Below are 15,775 nucleotides of genomic sequence, written 5' to 3'. Positions count from 1 at the left end.
CCGTGCGAATGCCCCGCCGGCGTTCGTCCGGCGTCCTCGCGGCCGGGCTCGTCCTGGCCTTCGGTCTGGCGGCCTGCGGCCAGGCGGGCGAGGTGGACGACCGGGACGCGGAGGTGCCCCGCGACACCCGGGCGATCGGCCTGCTGTTCCCGGACAACACCAACCGCTTCGACCGGTTCGACCGCCCCCTGATCGAGCAGCGCATCGCCGAGCTGTGCCCGGAGTGCACCGTGGAGTTCGCCAGCGCCCAGGCCGACGTGGCCACCCAGCAGCAGCAGGTCGACGCCATGATCACCAAAGGCGTCGGCGTGCTGATCCTCGACGCCGTCGACTCCAGGTCCCTCCGCTCCTCGGTGGAGCGGGCCCGCGCGGCCGGCATCGAGGTCGTCGCGTACGACCGGCTGGTGGAGGGCCCCATCTCGGCGTACGTCTCCTTCGACGGCGAACGGGTCGGCAGGCTCCAGGGCGAGGCGCTGCTCGCAGCCCTCGGTGACGAGGCCCGCGGCGGCCAGATCGTGATGATGAACGGATCGGCGACCGACCCCAACTCGGCATGGTTCAAGAAGGGCGCCCTCGCCGCCCTCGAAGGCAAGGTCAGGATCGGCAAGGCGTACGACACCGCCGACTGGCGGCCGCTGAACGCCCACATCAACATGTCCGGCGCCATCGCCGCGCTGGGCGCCGAGAGCATCGACGGCGTCTACTCCGCGAACGACGGCCTCGCCTCCGGGATCATCTCCGCCCTCAAGTCCGCGAAGATCGACCCGCTGCCGCCGGTCACGGGGCAGGACGCCGAGCTCGCCGCCCTCCAGCGGATCGTCGCGGGCGACCAGTACATGACCGTCTACAAGCCGTTCCGGCTGGAGGCCGGCGCGGCCGCGGAGATGGCCGTCGCGCTGGTGCGCGGCCAGGCGCCGGACCGCATCGCGACCAGCACGGTCACCAGCGCCACCACCCGCGACATACCGGCGGTCCTGCTCACCCCCATCTCCGTGACCGTCGGCAACATCGAGGACACCGTCGTCGCGGACGGGATGTACTCGGTCGAGCAGATCTGCACCCCCAAGTACGCGTCCGACTGCGACAAGGCCGGTCTCACCCCGTGACAGCGAGGTGCCGCCGGAGGGAGTGGTTGACATGTCAGCACCGCCTCTGCTGGCGTTGCGGGGCATCTCCAAACGGTTCGGAGCGGTGCAGGCCCTCGCGGACATCGATCTGGAGGTCCGCGCCGGCGAGGTCGTCGCGCTGGTGGGCGACAACGGCGCCGGCAAGTCCACCCTGATCAAGGTGGTCGCCGGGGTGGACCCCGCCGATCACGGCACGATCGAGTGGGACGGACGGCCCGTCCACATCGGCCGCCCCCACGACGCCCAGCACCTCGGCATCGCGACCGTCTACCAAGACCTGGCGCTGTGCGACAACCTCGACGTCGTCGGGAACCTCTTCCTCGGCCGCGAGATCCACCGCGTCGGCATCCTCGACGAGGTGGAGATGGAGCGCCGCACGCTCGGGTTGCTGGACACCTTCTCCATCCGCATGCCCAGCGTGCGCCTGCCCGTCGCCTCCCTGTCGGGCGGGCAGCGGCAGACCGTGGCCATCTCCCGCTCGCTGCTCGGCGAGCCGAGGCTCGTCCTGCTGGACGAGCCCACCGCCGCGCTGGGCATCGAGCAGACCGCCCAGGTCCTCGACCTCGTGGACCGGCTGCGTGAAGGGGGGCTCGGCGTGCTGCTCATCAGCCACAACATGGGGGACGTCAAGGCCGTCGCCGACTGGATCGCGGTGCTGCGCCTCGGCCAGAACAACGGTTTCTTCGACGTGACGACCACCTCGCACGAACAGATCATCTCCTCCATCACCGGCGCCACGGACAACGCCGTGACCCGAAGGGCGTCGCGCGAGTGGGAGGCGGACCTGTGAGCGGGCCGTCCCCGGCCGACGGACGGCACGGCTTCGTGCGCCGCCTGCGCGACCGCGCCGACCGCTCCGCCGGGGCGTTCGCGGACCGGCTGCGCAGCGGGGAGCTCGGCTCCCTGCCGGTGCTGCTCAGCCTCGCCTCGATCTGGCTCATCTTCGTGAGCCTGAACGAGAAGTTCCTCTCGCCCCGCAACCTGTCCAACCTGAGCGTGGACATCGTCGGCACCGGGATGATCGCCGTCGGCATCGTCTTCGTCCTGCTGCTGGGCGAGATCGACCTGTCGGTGGGCTCGGTGAGCGGCCTGGCCGCGGCCGTGTTCGCCGTGCTGAACGTCCAGCACGGCATGTCGGAGGGCCTCGCCGTCGTGGTCGCGGTCGTGATGGGCACGGCCATCGGCGCCCTGCACGGGTTCTTCCTGGCGAAGGTCGGTGTCCCCGCGTTCGTGGTCACCCTCGCGGGACTGCTGGGCTGGAACGGCCTGATGCTCTGGATCCTCGGGTCGAGCGGGACCGTCAACCTGGACGAGGAGGGTCTGGTCGCCCTGCTGACCGGCTACTACTTCCACGACGTGGCCGTCGCGTACGGGGTGGCGGCGCTGGGCGTCGCCGGGTACTTCCTCGTCGCCCTGAAGGACGCACGGCGGCGCGTGGCCGCCGGGGTGCCGTCCCGGACGCCGGCCGGGATCGCCGTCCGCACCGCCGCGCTGGCCCTGATCGCTTTCGCCGCCGCGTTCGTGCTCAACCGGTTCCAGGGGCTGCCGCTGGCCCTGCTGATCTTCATGGTGGTGCTCGTCGGCCTCGACTACGTCCTGCGCCGCACCACCTACGGGCGCATGATCTTCGCGCTCGGCGGCGGGGTGGAGGCCGCCCGGCGGGCCGGGCTCGGCGTCGCCTGGATCCGTATCTCCGTGTTCATGGTCTCGGGGACCATGGCCGCGGTCGGCGGCCTCTTCCTCGCCTCCAGGGTCACCTCGGCCAGCCAGGCGTCCGGCGGCGGGAACCTCCTGATGAACGCCATCGCCGCCGCGGTCATCGGGGGCACCAGCCTGTTCGGCGGCCGCGGCAGGGTGTGGTCGGCGCTCCTGGGCGTCCTGGTCATCCAGTCGATCGCCTCCGGTGTCGCCCTGCTGGGCATCCAGGCGGCCGTGCAATACATGATCACCGGCGGGGTGCTGCTCGTCGCCGTCGTCATCGACGCCGTGTCGCGACGCGCCCAGAAGGCCCACGGCCGCGTGTGACCCTCGCGGCACCCGCCGCCGTACGGAGGTCCCGTACGGGCTCAGGCGCCGATGCGCACCACCGCGAGGGTGATGTTGTCCGGCCCGCCGGCCTCGATGGCGGCCTTCCACAGCTCGAAGGCGGCCCGGCCGTCGTCGTACACCCGCAGCAGGTTCTCCAGCTCGTCGTCGGGCACCGGATCGGTCAGCCCGTCGCTGCAGATGAGGAAGCGCATCCCCGGTGCCGCGGCGCAGGCCGCCACGTGCGGCGTGACCGCGGTGAACACGGGGCCGCCGCCGAGCGTCCGGGTGACGACCGACGTGGTGCGGCGCCCCGGCGGGGGCGGCGGGCTGTCGTCCGTGCTCACCTGGCGCAATTCCTCGCCCGAGGCGTCGTACACCCTGCTGTCGCCGACGTTGAACGCCAGCAGCGAATCCGCCAGGACCACGGCCCCGGCGACCGTGGTGCCCATCGTGAGCAACTCCGGCTCGGCCTCCGCCGTCGCGTACACCGCGCGGTTGCAGTGGTCCAGCACGCCCCGGACCGACTCCTCGTCCGCCAGCGTGGTGCCGAGCGCGGCGAGCCGGCGGACCACCAGGGCGCTGGCCACCTCACCGGCCGGCTGCCCGCCGAGCCCGTCGGCGACGGCCACGACGAGGGGCGTGCCCAGCGGGAACACCAGCGTCTGGGGGCTCTGCGTGACGGTGCCGCACAGCGTCCACGGGCCGATGACGAGGCTGTCCTCGTTGTGCTCGCGGACCAGCCCGGCATGGCTCAGGGCGGTCACGGCCGCGTACGCCACGATCGGTCGCCCCCTCTCTGTCGCGGTGCGCCGTGGGGGCGGGCGCTGTTCACCTCCCATTGTGACGCCGCGCGAAGAGGTGCACCGTGGTGCCATGGCAGAGGTGGCCGAACTCGTGCGTGCGCTCACGCCGCGGGCCGATCCGCTGCGGCTGCGCCGGGACGTGGAGCGGCTCGCCACCGGCCCCCGCAGCCGGACCCGCGCCCCCCTGGCCATGCTGCGGGCCGAGGCGTACGTGGCCCGGGAGCTGGCCGCGGCGGGCTGGCGCACCGAACGGCAGCCGTTCGACGTGCGGTGCCGCGTCGGTTCCACCGACGCACGCGGCCACCGGGCGCTCCCGCTGGAGTTCCGGCTGCACCGGCGGCTGACGGGCGCCAACATCCTGGCGCGGCTGCCGGGCGCGGACCACCGCCGCACCGTGGTCGTCGGCGCCCACCTGGACACCGTCGACGCCAGTCCCGGCGCCGACGACAACGCCTCCGGGGTCGCCGCACTGCTGGAGACCGCCCGGCTCCTCGCCGGGCTGCCGCGGCCGCCCGCCGTCACGCTCGCCGTCCTCGACATGGAGGAACTCGGACTGATCGGCGCCCGGTACGCGGCCCGCCGGCTGCGGCGCGGCGGGCGGGCCCTGGGGATGATCTGCCTGGAGTCGGTCGGCTGCTTCTCGCCCGAACCCGGCAGCCAGCTGATGCCGATGGGGTTCGACGCGGCTTTTCCCGGGGTGGCCGCCGAGGTGCGCTCCACCGGGCAGCGGGGCGACTTCACGCTGGTCGTGCACCGCCGCGCGACGGACGACGCGGCCTTGCTGTGGCGCCTCGCGGCGCACGCGGCCGACCCGCCGCTGCGCTGCGTCACCCTGCGCGACCCCCGGCCGCACGGCCCGCTGGGCGCACTGGCCGGTCTGGCCGTGCCCGCGCTGGCCCACCTGGACCGCAGCGACCACGCCGCCTTCTGGAACGCGGGCATCCCGGCGCTGATGCTCACCAGCACGGCGAACTTCCGCAACCCGCACTACCACCAGCCCACCGACACACCGGACACCCTCGACTACGAGCGGCTGACGGCGGTCGCCGTCGCCACCGCCGCCACGGCCGTCTCCTGGCCCGTGTCCACGGCCGGGACCAGGGCGGCCTGAATTGTCGATTAATCGATCACAACAGCCCGATGGGCGCAACAGCACGTGCCGCTCCGGACAGCCGGACCTACGGTCGGAGCACCCTGCCCGGCCCGCGGCAGGGTCCCCGGAGGAAGGACGCCCATGTCCGCACGTACGAACCGATGCCCCCTCGGAACGCTGCTCACGACCGTGATCGCCGCTCACGCCGCGCTGCTGCTCGCTGCGCCCGCCGCCCACGCCGCCCCCACGGCCGCCCGCGTCGACTGGGACGCCATCGCCTCGTGCGAGTCCAGTGGCAACTGGAAGGCCAACACCGGCAACGGCCACTACGGCGGCCTGCAGTTCACCCAGTCCAGCTGGGAGGCCGCAGGAGGCCGCAGGTACGCGTCCCGGGCCGACCTCGCCACCAGGAAGGAGCAGATCGCGACCGCCAAGAAGCTCGCCGCGCTGCAGGGCATGGGTGCCTGGAGCTGCGCCCGGCGGCGCTAGGGGGTGCCTCGTCGATCAGGCCGGGCGTCGCGAGCCCGGCCTGATCGACGAGACATCCCCTGGGCCGCGTCCTGTCATCGGTGCCGGCCGGGCCCACCGGACTCCCGCCGGACCCGCCGGGTCACCACGACAGGTCGTCCAGCAGCAGACCGGGCACCGGCTGCGGTCCGCCGTTCAGCGGCTGCTCGGTCCACATCACCTTCCCGGTCGGCGTGTACCGGGTTCCCCACCGCCCCGCGAACTGGGACACCAGGTACAGCCCGCGCCCGCCCTCGTCCGTCGTGGCGGCGCGCCGCAGGTGCGGGGAGGTGCTGCTGCCGTCGGACACCTCGCAGATCAGGTGGCGCTCGCGCAGCAGCCGCACGTGGATCGGCTCGGAGCCGTAGCGGATCGCGTTGGTGATCAGCTCGCTGAGCATCAGCTCCGTGGTGAAGCCGATGTCCCCCAGGCCCCACGCCGCCAGCTGCCTGCCGCACGCGGCGCGCACGGGGGCGACGGCCGAGGGGTCGGCGGGGACGTCCCAGTCCGCGACCCGGTCGGGATCCAGCAGGCGGGTACGCGCCACCAGCAGCGCGATGTCGTCCCTGCGGTGCGGGGGCAGCATCGCGCTGAACACGGCCCGGCAGGTCTCTTCCGCCGTCCGGTTCCCGTGGTCGGCCAGCGTGTCGTGCAGCAGGCGCAGCCCGGTGTCGACGTCCCGGTCGCGGTGCTCGATGAGGCCGTCGGTGTACAGCACCAGGCGGCTGCCCTCGGGCAGGTGCAGCTCGGCCGTCTCGAACGGCCCGCCGCCGAGCCCCAGTGGCGGGAAGACGGGCACCTTCGGAAAGTCCACGCTCCCGTCGGGCAGGACCAGCGCCGGGGCGAAGTGGCCGGCGGTCGCCACGCAGCAGTGGCCCGAGACCGGGTCGTAGATGGCGTACAGGCAGGTGGCGCCCGTGATGCCGTCCCCACCGCCGTCACCGCCCTCCTCCTGGTCGATGCGGGAGACCAGCTCGTCCAGGTGACCCAGCAACTCGTCCGGCGGCAGGTCGAGGGCCGAGAAGTTGTGCACGGCCGTGCGCAGCCGCCCCATCGTGGCGGCGGCGTGCAGCCCGTGCCCCACGACGTCGCCCACGACGAGCGCGACCCGGGCCCCGGGCAGCGGGATGACGTCGAACCAGTCGCCGCCGACCCCCGCCTGCGCCGGCAGGTAGCGGTAGGCGACCTCCAGCGCTTCCTGCTCGGGCAGCACCCGCGGCAGCAGGCTGCGCTGCAGCGTGACGGCCATCGTGTGCTCGCGGGTGAAGCGGCGTGCGTTGTCGATGGCCACGGCGGCGCGGGCGGCCAGCTCCTCCGCGAAGGCCAGGTCCTCCTCCTCGAACCGCTCCGCGCGCTCCGAACGCCAGAAGTTGGCCATCCCCATGACGACACCGCGTGCCTGGAGCGGCACCGCGATCAGCGAGTGGATGCCGTACGCCAGGGTCTCGTCGGCGCCCTCCGGGTCCTGGGCGCGCCAGCCGCGCGCGACCGTCAGGTCCGCCTCCAGCACCGCGTGCCCGCTCGCCAGCGCCGCCGCCATCGGCGTGGTCGGCTCGTCGAACAGGATCCGGTCGCCCACGGGCTGGAGCGGCGGATCCGCGCGGATGCCGCTCAGAGCGGCGCGCCGCATCTGCGTGTGCTCCTCGGTCGGCTCCTCACCGCGCAGCACCGGGTCCAGCAGCTCGACGCTGACGAAGTCGGCGAACCGCGGCACCGCCACCTCCGACAGCTCCTCGGCGGTCCGCTTCACGTCCAGCGTCGTACCGATCCGCACCCCGGCCTCGTACAGCAGCTTCAGCCGCTCGCGTGCCACCTCGGCCGTGCCCGACAGGGCGCGCAGCTCGGTGGTGTCCCGGAGCGTGGCGACCGTGGCGGAGGCCCCGCCGTACGGGGCGGTGTGGCGGGTGTTGACGGCGAGCAGCCGGTCGGCCGCCAGGTGGACCTCGTCGGTGACGGTGCGGCCGGAGGCCAGCAGTTCGGTGATGTCCTCGTCCAGGCCCAGCTCGGTGACGTGGCGGCCCTCGGCGTCGGCGGGCAGTTCGAGGAGCCTGCGGGCCTCGTCGTTGGCGAGGGTCAGCCGGCCGCCGCCCCCGACGAGGAGGACACCTTCGCGCACCGCGTGCAGCACCGCGTTGTGGTGTTCGTACATCCGGGTCATCTCGGTGGGGCCGAGCCCGTGCGTCTGCCGCCGCAGCCGCCTGCTCACCAGCGCCGAGCTGCCGACGGCCAGGGCCAGGGCGGCGGCGCCGGAGCCCAGCAGGATGGGCAGGTGGCGGTCCACCGCCGCTCCGACGTTCTCGATCGCCACCCCGGCGCCCACGAGGCCCACGACCTCGCCGTCGGCGTCGCGGACGGGGACGACGGCCCGTGCCGCGTCGTTCGGGGCGCCCTCGAAGATCTCCGCGAACGCCGTTCCCGCGGCGGCCCGCTCGACACCTTCGGCGCGCGTGCCGATCAGCGTGCGGTCGGTGTCGACGTACCGGATGCCGTCCGGCGCCATCACCGCGATGAAGTCGACGCCGGAGCCGAGGCGGGCGTCGTCGACGTGGCGCTGGAGTGCGGCCGCCGGATCGGGGGACGTCAGCGCCCGGGCCGTGCCCGGGGCGTCCGCGAACGACTCGGCGGCGGCGAGTGAACGGCTCTTGGCCTCCTGCTCGCTGCCCCGGCGGGTCTGGAACGTCACCGCGGCCACCGCGGCGGTGATCAGCAGCACCGCGACAAGGATCTGGAGCAGGAGCACCTGGCCCGCGACGCTGCGCGCGCCCAGCAGCGACCGGAACCCGTGGTCCTCGCCGGACCCCGGACCTCCGTCGCGGTCACCGTGTCCGGACCGGCCGGCGAAGGGGTGGCCCGACGCGTGCCTTGCTCGTCCGGAACGTCCGCTCATGCCCCATTTCTAGCACCGGATCCCTCGGGGCAGCGACCGTGTGGAGGCCGTGGGAGCCGCCTCCGTGTTCGCCGTGGCGGGCCCCGTCTTTTGTCATGAGCCTTGCAGTGCGACTCACCCCCTGCTATTCATCACCTCAGAAAGTTAGGAAAGTTTCCTTCCAGTCTCACGCTCCGTCGATGGCATTGGAGACCCCCCATGAGACGGATCCTTCTCCTCCCTCTGCTCCTGGCGGCCCTGCTGCTCGGGTTCGCCCAGCCGCCCTCGCCCGTGATGCACGCCGCGGCGGTCCAGCGCGCGCAGGAGCTCCGCACCCCGGTCGCGGCCAACGGCCGGCTCCGGGTGTGCGGCACCAAGCTCTGCAACCAGCACGGAGTCCCCATCCAGCTGCGCGGCATGTCCACGCACGGCCTGCAGTGGTACAGCCGGTGCCTGACCAGCGGCTCCCTCGACGCCCTGGCCCAGGACTGGAAGGCCGACGTCCTGCGCATCTCGATGTACATCCAGGAGGGCGGCTACGAAACCGACCCGCGCAAGTACACGGACCTGGTGCACTCCCTCATCGAGCAGGCGACCGCCCGCGGCCTGTACGCCATCGTCGACTGGCACATGCTCAGCCCCGGCGACCCGCACCACAACCTCGCCCGCGCCAAGACCTTCTTCACCGAGATCGCCCGGCGCCACCGCGCCAAGAACAACCTCCTGTACGAGATCGCCAACGAGCCCAGCGGAGTCGGCTGGTCCCGCATCAGGAGCTATGCCGAACAGCTCATCCCCGTCATCCGTGCCGAGGACCCCGCCACCCCGGTCCTCGTCGGCACGCGCGCGTGGTCGTCGTTCGGCGTCTCCGAGGGCTCCGACGAGCGGGAGGTGGTGGCCGCCCCGGTGCGCGCCGCCAACATCATGTACACCTTCCACTTCTACGCCGCCTCGCACCGCGACGAGTACCTCGCCACCCTCTCCAGGGCGGCCGACAAGCTCCCCGTCTTCGTCACCGAGTTCGGCACCCAGGACTATGCGGGGGAGGGCGCCGACGACTTCGCCATGGCGCAGCGCTACCTCGACCTGATGGCGAGCAAGAAGATCAGCTGGTCCAACTGGAACTTCTCCGACGACCACCGCTCCGGCGCCGTCTTCCGCAGCGGCACCTGCGCCACCGGCGGCCCCTGGGCCGGCACCGGCTCCCTGAAGCCCGCCGGTGTGTGGGTGCGCGAGCGGATCAGGTCCGCCGACGCCTTCGGCGGACGCTGACCCGGTGCCCCCGCCGCGTGTGCCGCACCGGCGGGGGCATCGCCACGCCGGGCGGGGCGCGGAACCGGCACGAACCTGTCCGCACGGGCGGCCCCCGCTCCCGAACCGCATCCTCGCGCCGGTGACGCGGTGACGCGGTGACGCGGTGACGCGGTGACGCGGCGAGGTGGTGAGGTGGTGAGATGGCGAGGCGGCGACGCCTTTCTCCCACCCGGGCGATACGGCCACGGAGTTGATCACCGCGCCCGTATCCTGCGGCCATGACCGATCACCTGACCGATCAACCGGCCGACCAGCTCCGGCCGATGCCCGAGGACTGGCAGCGTGCCCTCGCCGTGGTCGCCCACCCCGACGACCTCGAATACGGGTGCTCCGCGGCCGTCGCCGCCTGGACCGACGCCGGCCGCGAGGTCGCGTACCTCCTCGCCACGCGCGGTGAGGCCGGCATCGACGGCATCGACCCCGCCACCTGCGGACCCCTGCGGGAGCGGGAGCAGCGGGCCAGCGCCGCGGTCGTCGGCGTCCCGGTGGTGGAGTTCCTCGACCACCGGGACGGCGTCGTCGAGTACGGCCTCGCGCTGCGCCGGGACATCGCCGCCGCGATCCGCCGCCATCGCCCGGAGCTCGTCATCACGCTCAACCACCGCGACACCTGGGGCGGTGTCGCCTGGAACACCCCCGACCACGTCGCGGTCGGCCGCGCCACCCTCGACGCGGCGGGGGACGCGGGCAACCGCTGGATCTTCCCCGAGCTCACCGAGCAGGGCCTCGAACCGTGGAACGGCGTCCGCTGGGTGGCCGTCGCCGGATCCTCCACGCCGACCCACGCCGTCGACGCGGCGCCCGGCCTGGAGCGCGCCGTGCGTTCGCTGCTGGAGCACCGCGCGTACATCGAGGGCCTGACGGACCAGGACCCGGAGGAGTACTGCCGCACCTTCCTCACCGGCAACGCGCAGGCCGCGGCCGCGCGCTTCGGCGGTCGCCCCGCCGTGACCTTCGAGCTCTTCAGCCGCTGACCCCTGCCCCGCCCGCGCGAGCCCGGGCGGGGAGAAGCCCCGGAAGGCCCGGCGGTCTCCGGGGCCCGCCCCTTCCCTGCGAGGCAAGCGACCGCTTAGTATGTGGCCCAAGGTGGTTCTGCCCGACCCTTGTGGAGGCCCTCGATGCAGGCATGGCGCGTACACCGCAACGGCGAGCCGAGCGAGGTGATGCGGCTCGAAGAGGTGGACCGGCCCACGCCCGGGGACGGGCAGATCCTGCTGCGGGTCAGGGCCGCGAACATCAACTTCCCGGACGCGCTGCTGTGCCGGGGCCACTACCAGGTGCGCCCGCCCCTCCCCTTCACCCCCGGCGTGGAGATCTGCGGCGAGACGGAGGACGGCCGCCGCGTGATCGCCACGCCCGCCCTGCCGTACGGCGGGCTCGCCGAGTACGTCGTCGCCGACGGCGCCGCGGTCCTGCCCGCGCCCGACGCCCTCGACGACGCCGAAGCCGCGGCCCTGCACATCGGCTACCAGACCGGCTGGTTCGGGCTGCACCGCCGGGCCGGACTGAAGGAGGGCGAGACCCTCCTCGTCCACGCCGCCGCGGGCGGCGTCGGCAGCGCCGCCGTACAGCTCGGCAAGGCGGCCGGCGCGCAGGTCATCGGAGTCGTGGGGGGCGCGGAGAAGGCGGCCGCCGCGCGCGAACTCGGTTGCGACCTCGTCATCGACCGGCGCACCGAGGACATCGTCGCGGCCGTCAAGGAGGCCACCGGCGGCCGGGGCGCCGACGTCGTCTACGACCCGGTCGGCGGCGACGCGTACGCCAAGTCGGCCAAGTGCGTGGCCTTCGAGGGCCGGATCATCGTGGTCGGCTTCGCCAGCGGCGACATCCCGGCCCCCGCTCTCAACCACGCCCTGGTCAAGAACTACTCGATCGTCGGCCTGCACTGGGGCCTGTACAACCAGTACGACCCCGAGGCGGTCCGCCGCTGCCACGACACACTCACCGCGTACGCCGCCAAGGGCCTCATCAAGCCGCTGATCAGCGAGCGCGTCGCCTTCGAGGACGCGCCGGCCGCGGTCCAGCGCGTCGCCGACGGCGCCACCACCGGCCGCCTGGTCGTCCTCCCGGCCGCCACGGAAGGAGCAGCACGATGACCGACGCCGACGACCTGCGCCGCCTCACCCAGGAGCTGCTGGCCGCGCACCCGCCCGCCACAACCGGCCGCACGGACTTCCTCAAGGCCCGGTTCGACGCCGGTCTCGCCTGGGTCCACTACCCGGTGGGACTCGGCGGACTCGGCGCCCCCCGCGCCCTCCAGGCCGTCGTCGACGCCGAACTGGAGGCCGCCGGAGCCCCCGACAACGACCCGCGCCGCATCGGGATCGGCCTCGGCATGGCGGCTCCGACGATCCTCGCCTACGGCACAGAGGAGCAGAAGCGGCGCTTCCTGCGCCCCCTGTGGGTGGGGGAGGAGGTGTGGTGCCAGCTGTTCAGCGAGCCCGGCGCCGGCTCCGACCTCGCCGCGCTGGGCACCCGCGCGGTGCGCGACGGGGAGGACTGGGTGGTCGACGGCCAGAAGGTCTGGACGTCCAGCGCCCACGTGGCCCGCTGGGCGATCCTCATCGCCCGCACCGACCCGGACGCCCCCAAGCACCGCGGCATCACCTACTTCCTGTGCGACATGACCGACCCGGGCGTCGAGGTGCGGCCGCTTCGCCAGATCACCGGCGAGGCCGAGTTCAACGAGGTCTTCCTCACCGGCGTCCGCATCCCCGACGCCCACCGCCTCGGCGAGATCGGCGACGGCTGGAAGGTCGCCCAGACCACCCTGAACAACGAGCGCGTCGCCATCGGAGGCGCCCGCATCCCGCGCGAGGGCGGCATGATCGGCCCCGTCTCGCGGACCTGGCGCGAGCGCCCCGAACTGCGCAGCCACGACCTCCACCAGCGCCTGCTCGACCTGTGGGTGGACGCCGAGGTCGCCCGGCTCACCGGCGAGCGGCTGCGCCAGCAGCTCGTGGCGGGCCAGCCCGGCCCCGAGGGCAGCGCCATGAAGCTCGCCTTCGCCCGCCTCAACCAGGAGATCAGCGGCCTGGAGGTCGAACTCCTCGGCGAGGAGGGCCTGCTGTACGGCGACTGGACCATGCGCCGCCCCGAGCTGGTCGACTTCACCGGCCGCGACGCCGGCTACCGCTACCTGCGCTCCAAGGGCAACTCCATCGAGGGCGGTACCAGCGAGGTGCTCCTCAACATCGTCGCCGAGCGCGTCCTCGGCCTGCCCGCCGAGCCGCGCACCGACAAGGACGTCGCATGGAAGGACCTGGCGCGATGACCGACCTGCTCTACTCCGAGGCCGAGAGCGACCTGCGGGCCGCCGTGCGCTCCCTGCTCACCGGCCGCGCCGACCCCGCTGAGCTGGCCGGCCGCATCGAGCGCGACACGCCGTACGACCCCGCCCTCTGGCAGGCGCTCGCGGCGGACATGGGCGCGGCCGGGCTCCTCGTCCCCGAGAAGCTCGGCGGCCAGGGCGCGACCCACCGCGAGGCGGCCGTCGTACTGGAGGAGCTCGGCCGCGCGGTGACGCCGGTCCCGTACCTCACCAGCTCCGTCGTCGCGACCGGGACGCTGCTCGCCCTGGACACGAGCCGGGCCGCCGTCGACCTGCTCGGCGAGCTCGCCACCGGCAGCAGGACCGCCGTGCTCGCCGTGCCGTTCTCAGCCGGGCCCGGGTACGAGCCGGCGACCACCGGTACCGTCACCGGCGTGGCGGACGCCGCCCGCGCCGACGTGCTGCTCGTGGTGCGGCCCGACGGGCTGTACGCGGTCGACGCCGCCGACGCCTCCATCGTGCCGCAGACCCCGCTGGACCTGACCCGCCCCCTCGCCGCCGTGACCGCCGCCGACGCCGGAACCCGGCTCGCCGACGCGGACGCCGCCCGCGCGGCGGTGCACCGCGGGCTGCTCGCGGGGGCCGGACTGCTCGCCTCGGAGCAGCTCGGCGTCGCCGAGTGGTGCCTGGAGGAGACGGTCCGCCACACCCGCCAGCGCCACCAGTTCAACCGCCCGATCGGTTCCTTCCAGGCGCTCAAGCACCGCATGGCGCAGCTGTGGCTCCAGGTCGTGCACGCCCGCGCCGCCGCCCGCAACGCCGCCGACGCGCTCGCCACCGGCAGCGGCGACGCCCCGCTCGCCGTGGCCGTCGCCCAGGTGTACTGCTCACGGGTGGCCGTCCACGCGGCGGAGGAATGCGTCCAGCTGCACGGCGGCATCGGTATGACCTGGGAGCACCCGGCGCACCTCTACCTCAAGCGCGCCAAGGCCGACCAGGCCGCGCTGGGTGCGGCGGGAAGGCACAAGGAAGCGCTCGCCGAGCTGGTGGACCTCCCCGGGCCCCGGACCGGCTCGTAAGGACCGTGGTAGGCGCCCACCCCTCTACATGCTGTTTAATTGCGAATCGTTCGCAACAGCAGCTGATCTTCATGAGGGGTGTGGACCATGACCGCCCGATCCATACGCGGCATGGCCGCCGCGACGCTGGCCGGGGCCCTGGCCCTGACCGCGGCGGCCTGCTCGAACCCCGGCTCCGGCGGCAGCGGCCACGGCGCCGGCGACAGCGTGGTCGTCGGCATCGCCTACGAGCCCGAGACGCTCAGCCCCCTCCTCGGCTACGGCAAGGACGGCAACTCCAAGATCTTCGACGGGCTGCTCGCCTTCGACGGCGACATGAAGCTCAAGCCCGCCCTCGCGGTCGCGCTGCCCGAGGTGAGCGCGGACGGCCTGACGTACACCTACAAGCTCCGCAAGGGCGTGACCTTCAGCGACGGCAAGCCGTTCAGCGCCAAGGACGTCGTCTTCACCTACCGCACCATCCTCGACAAGAAGACCAACAACCCGTCCAGGACCGAGCTCGACGCCCTGAAGGACGTCAAGGCGGCCGGTGACGACACGGTCGTCTTCACCCTCAAGTACCCCTACGCGCCCTTCGCCGAGCGCACCGTCCTCGCCATCGCCCCCGAGCACGTCGCGGGCAAGCAGGACGTCAACTCCGGCCCCTTCACCACCCGTCCCGTCGGCACCGGACCGTACGTCCTCACCGGCTGGTCCAAGGGCGAGAAGATCAGCTTCAAGGCCAACCCCCACTACTGGGGCGGCGCACCGAAGGTGAAGAAGTTCACCATGGCGATCATCAAGGACGACGACGTCCGCGCCACCCGTCTGCGCTCCGGCGACCTCGACGGCGCGATCCTGCCGCCCAACCTCGCCAAGGGGTTCAGGAACGACGCCGACAAGAAGACCTACGAGGCCACCACCTACGACTACCGCACCGTGACCCTGCCGACCCACAACAAGGTCACCGGTGACACCGCGATCCGCCGCGCCCTCGACATCGCCGTCGACCGCGAGGCCATGGTCGACAACATCCTCGAAGGCGCCGGCAAGCCCGCCCACGGCCCCGTCCCCACCGGCAGCGAGTGGTTCACCAAGGGCACCGAACGCCGCCACGACCTGGCCGCGGCGGAGAAGATCCTCGACGACGCCGGCTGGAAGCGCGGCTCCGACGGCATCCGCGCCAAGGACGGCGTCCGCGCCGCCTTCCCCCTCTGGTACCTCTCCGGCGACAAGCTCCGCCAGGACCACGCCCTCGCCTACGCCTCCGACGCCAAGAAGGCCGGCATCGACATCCGGACCCAGGCCGGCACCTGGGAGGTCATCGAACCGCGCATGAAGCACGACGCGGTCCTCGCGGGCGGCGGCTCGCCCGGCGACCCCGACTTCGACCAGTACCAGCTGCTCAAGTCCTCCCTCGGCGGCGACGGCTTCAACAACATGGCGTGGTACGACAACCCTGTCGTCGACAAGGCCCTCGACGACGGCCGGAGGACCGACGACAAGGCCGCCCGCAAGGCCGCCTACGACACCGTCCAGCGCGAACTGGTGAAGAACCCCGGCTACACCTTCCTCACCCACATCGACCACGTGTACGTCGTCGGCGACGCCTGGGACGGGCTGTCCACCCAGGTCGAGCCGCACGACCACGGCCTCGCCGCCGGCCCGTGGTGGAACGTCGAGAAGTGGACGCCCAAGAAGTGACCGC

The 15,775-nt window shown here is 73.0% G+C and carries 13 protein-coding genes; 11 read left to right on the top strand and 2 right to left on the bottom strand.

The features are described 5' to 3' along the window. Positions 1-8: 8 nt before the first annotated feature. Genes IH00_RS0126915 through IH00_RS0126905 form a run of 3 tightly spaced genes read left to right on the top strand, consistent with a single transcriptional unit; the run spans position 9 to position 3,152 of the window. Positions 9-1,106 (top strand): substrate-binding domain-containing protein, encoded by a 1,098-nt coding sequence (locus IH00_RS0126915; RefSeq protein ID WP_031078010.1) that lies wholly within the window; start codon positions 9-11, stop codon positions 1,104-1,106. A 22-nt stretch (positions 1,107-1,128) separates the two neighbouring features. After that, on the top strand, positions 1,129-1,917 hold the full coding sequence (locus IH00_RS0126910) for an ATP-binding cassette domain-containing protein (protein ID WP_078887987.1): 789 nt from the start codon (positions 1,129-1,131) through the stop codon (positions 1,915-1,917). Further along, the gene (locus IH00_RS0126905; RefSeq protein ID WP_052411668.1) at positions 1,914-3,152 is read left to right on the top strand and encodes a sugar ABC transporter permease; all 1,239 of its coding nucleotides are present in this window, start codon (positions 1,914-1,916) and stop codon (positions 3,150-3,152) included. The genes IH00_RS0126910 and IH00_RS0126905 overlap by 4 nt, the downstream gene beginning before the upstream one ends. A 41-nt stretch (positions 3,153-3,193) precedes the next feature. Here the strand turns inward: IH00_RS0126905 and IH00_RS0126900 are convergent, their stop codons facing one another. Beyond that, positions 3,194-3,934 carry a PP2C family protein-serine/threonine phosphatase gene (locus IH00_RS0126900; protein WP_031078002.1) on the bottom strand — a complete coding sequence of 247 codons (741 nt, stop codon included), beginning with the start codon at positions 3,932-3,934 and terminating at the stop codon, positions 3,194-3,196. A 94-nt stretch (positions 3,935-4,028) separates the two neighbouring features. Between IH00_RS0126900 and IH00_RS45295 the strand changes: the two genes are divergently transcribed. Together IH00_RS45295 and IH00_RS0126890 are read left to right on the top strand one after the other, a co-directional pair. Next, positions 4,029-5,069, top strand: a complete 1,041-nt coding sequence (locus tag IH00_RS45295) for a M28 family peptidase (RefSeq protein ID WP_052411667.1) — start codon at positions 4,029-4,031, stop codon at positions 5,067-5,069. Positions 5,070-5,192: 123 nt separating this feature from the next. After that, positions 5,193-5,540 carry a transglycosylase family protein gene (locus IH00_RS0126890; protein ID WP_052411666.1) on the top strand — a complete coding sequence of 116 codons (348 nt, stop codon included), beginning with the start codon at positions 5,193-5,195 and terminating at the stop codon, positions 5,538-5,540. Between the two features lie 121 nt (positions 5,541-5,661). Here IH00_RS0126890 and IH00_RS0126885 read toward each other — a convergent pair whose 3' ends face one another. Further along, entirely contained in the window at positions 5,662-8,445 is a 2,784-nt protein-coding gene (locus IH00_RS0126885) for a SpoIIE family protein phosphatase (RefSeq protein WP_031077997.1), read from the bottom strand. Positions 8,446-8,643: 198 nt separating this feature from the next. Between IH00_RS0126885 and IH00_RS0126880 the strand changes: the two genes are divergently transcribed. The 6 genes from IH00_RS0126880 (at position 8,644) to IH00_RS0126855 (ending at position 15,771) form a co-directional block, all read left to right on the top strand. Then, positions 8,644-9,696 (top strand): glycoside hydrolase family 5 protein, encoded by a 1,053-nt coding sequence (locus tag IH00_RS0126880; protein ID WP_031077995.1) that lies wholly within the window; start codon positions 8,644-8,646, stop codon positions 9,694-9,696. Positions 9,697-9,956: 260 nt separating this feature from the next. Next, positions 9,957-10,712 carry a PIG-L deacetylase family protein gene (locus IH00_RS0126875; RefSeq protein ID WP_107064522.1) on the top strand — a complete coding sequence of 252 codons (756 nt, stop codon included), beginning with the start codon at positions 9,957-9,959 and terminating at the stop codon, positions 10,710-10,712. Between the two features lie 144 nt (positions 10,713-10,856). Continuing rightward, the gene (locus IH00_RS0126870) at positions 10,857-11,834 is read left to right on the top strand and encodes an NADPH:quinone oxidoreductase family protein (protein ID WP_031077991.1); all 978 of its coding nucleotides are present in this window, start codon (positions 10,857-10,859) and stop codon (positions 11,832-11,834) included. Beyond that, complete coding sequence (locus tag IH00_RS0126865; RefSeq protein WP_031077988.1) at positions 11,831-13,012, top strand: acyl-CoA dehydrogenase family protein; 1,182 nt, start codon at positions 11,831-11,833, stop codon at positions 13,010-13,012. The genes IH00_RS0126870 and IH00_RS0126865 overlap by 4 nt, the downstream gene beginning before the upstream one ends. Continuing rightward, positions 13,009-14,088 (top strand): acyl-CoA dehydrogenase family protein, encoded by a 1,080-nt coding sequence (locus tag IH00_RS0126860; RefSeq protein ID WP_107064521.1) that lies wholly within the window; start codon positions 13,009-13,011, stop codon positions 14,086-14,088. The genes IH00_RS0126865 and IH00_RS0126860 overlap by 4 nt, the downstream gene beginning before the upstream one ends. An 87-nt stretch (positions 14,089-14,175) precedes the next feature. Beyond that, positions 14,176-15,771 carry an ABC transporter substrate-binding protein gene (locus IH00_RS0126855; protein ID WP_031077984.1) on the top strand — a complete coding sequence of 532 codons (1,596 nt, stop codon included), beginning with the start codon at positions 14,176-14,178 and terminating at the stop codon, positions 15,769-15,771. The last annotated feature ends 4 nt before the right edge of the window (positions 15,772-15,775 follow it).

Source organism: Streptomyces sp. NRRL S-118 (genome assembly GCF_000716335.1).
GTDB lineage: Bacteria > Actinomycetota > Actinomycetes > Streptomycetales > Streptomycetaceae > Streptomyces.
The sequence above is the reverse complement of the archived record's forward strand: the minus strand, read 5'-3'. Positions and strand labels throughout refer to the sequence as shown.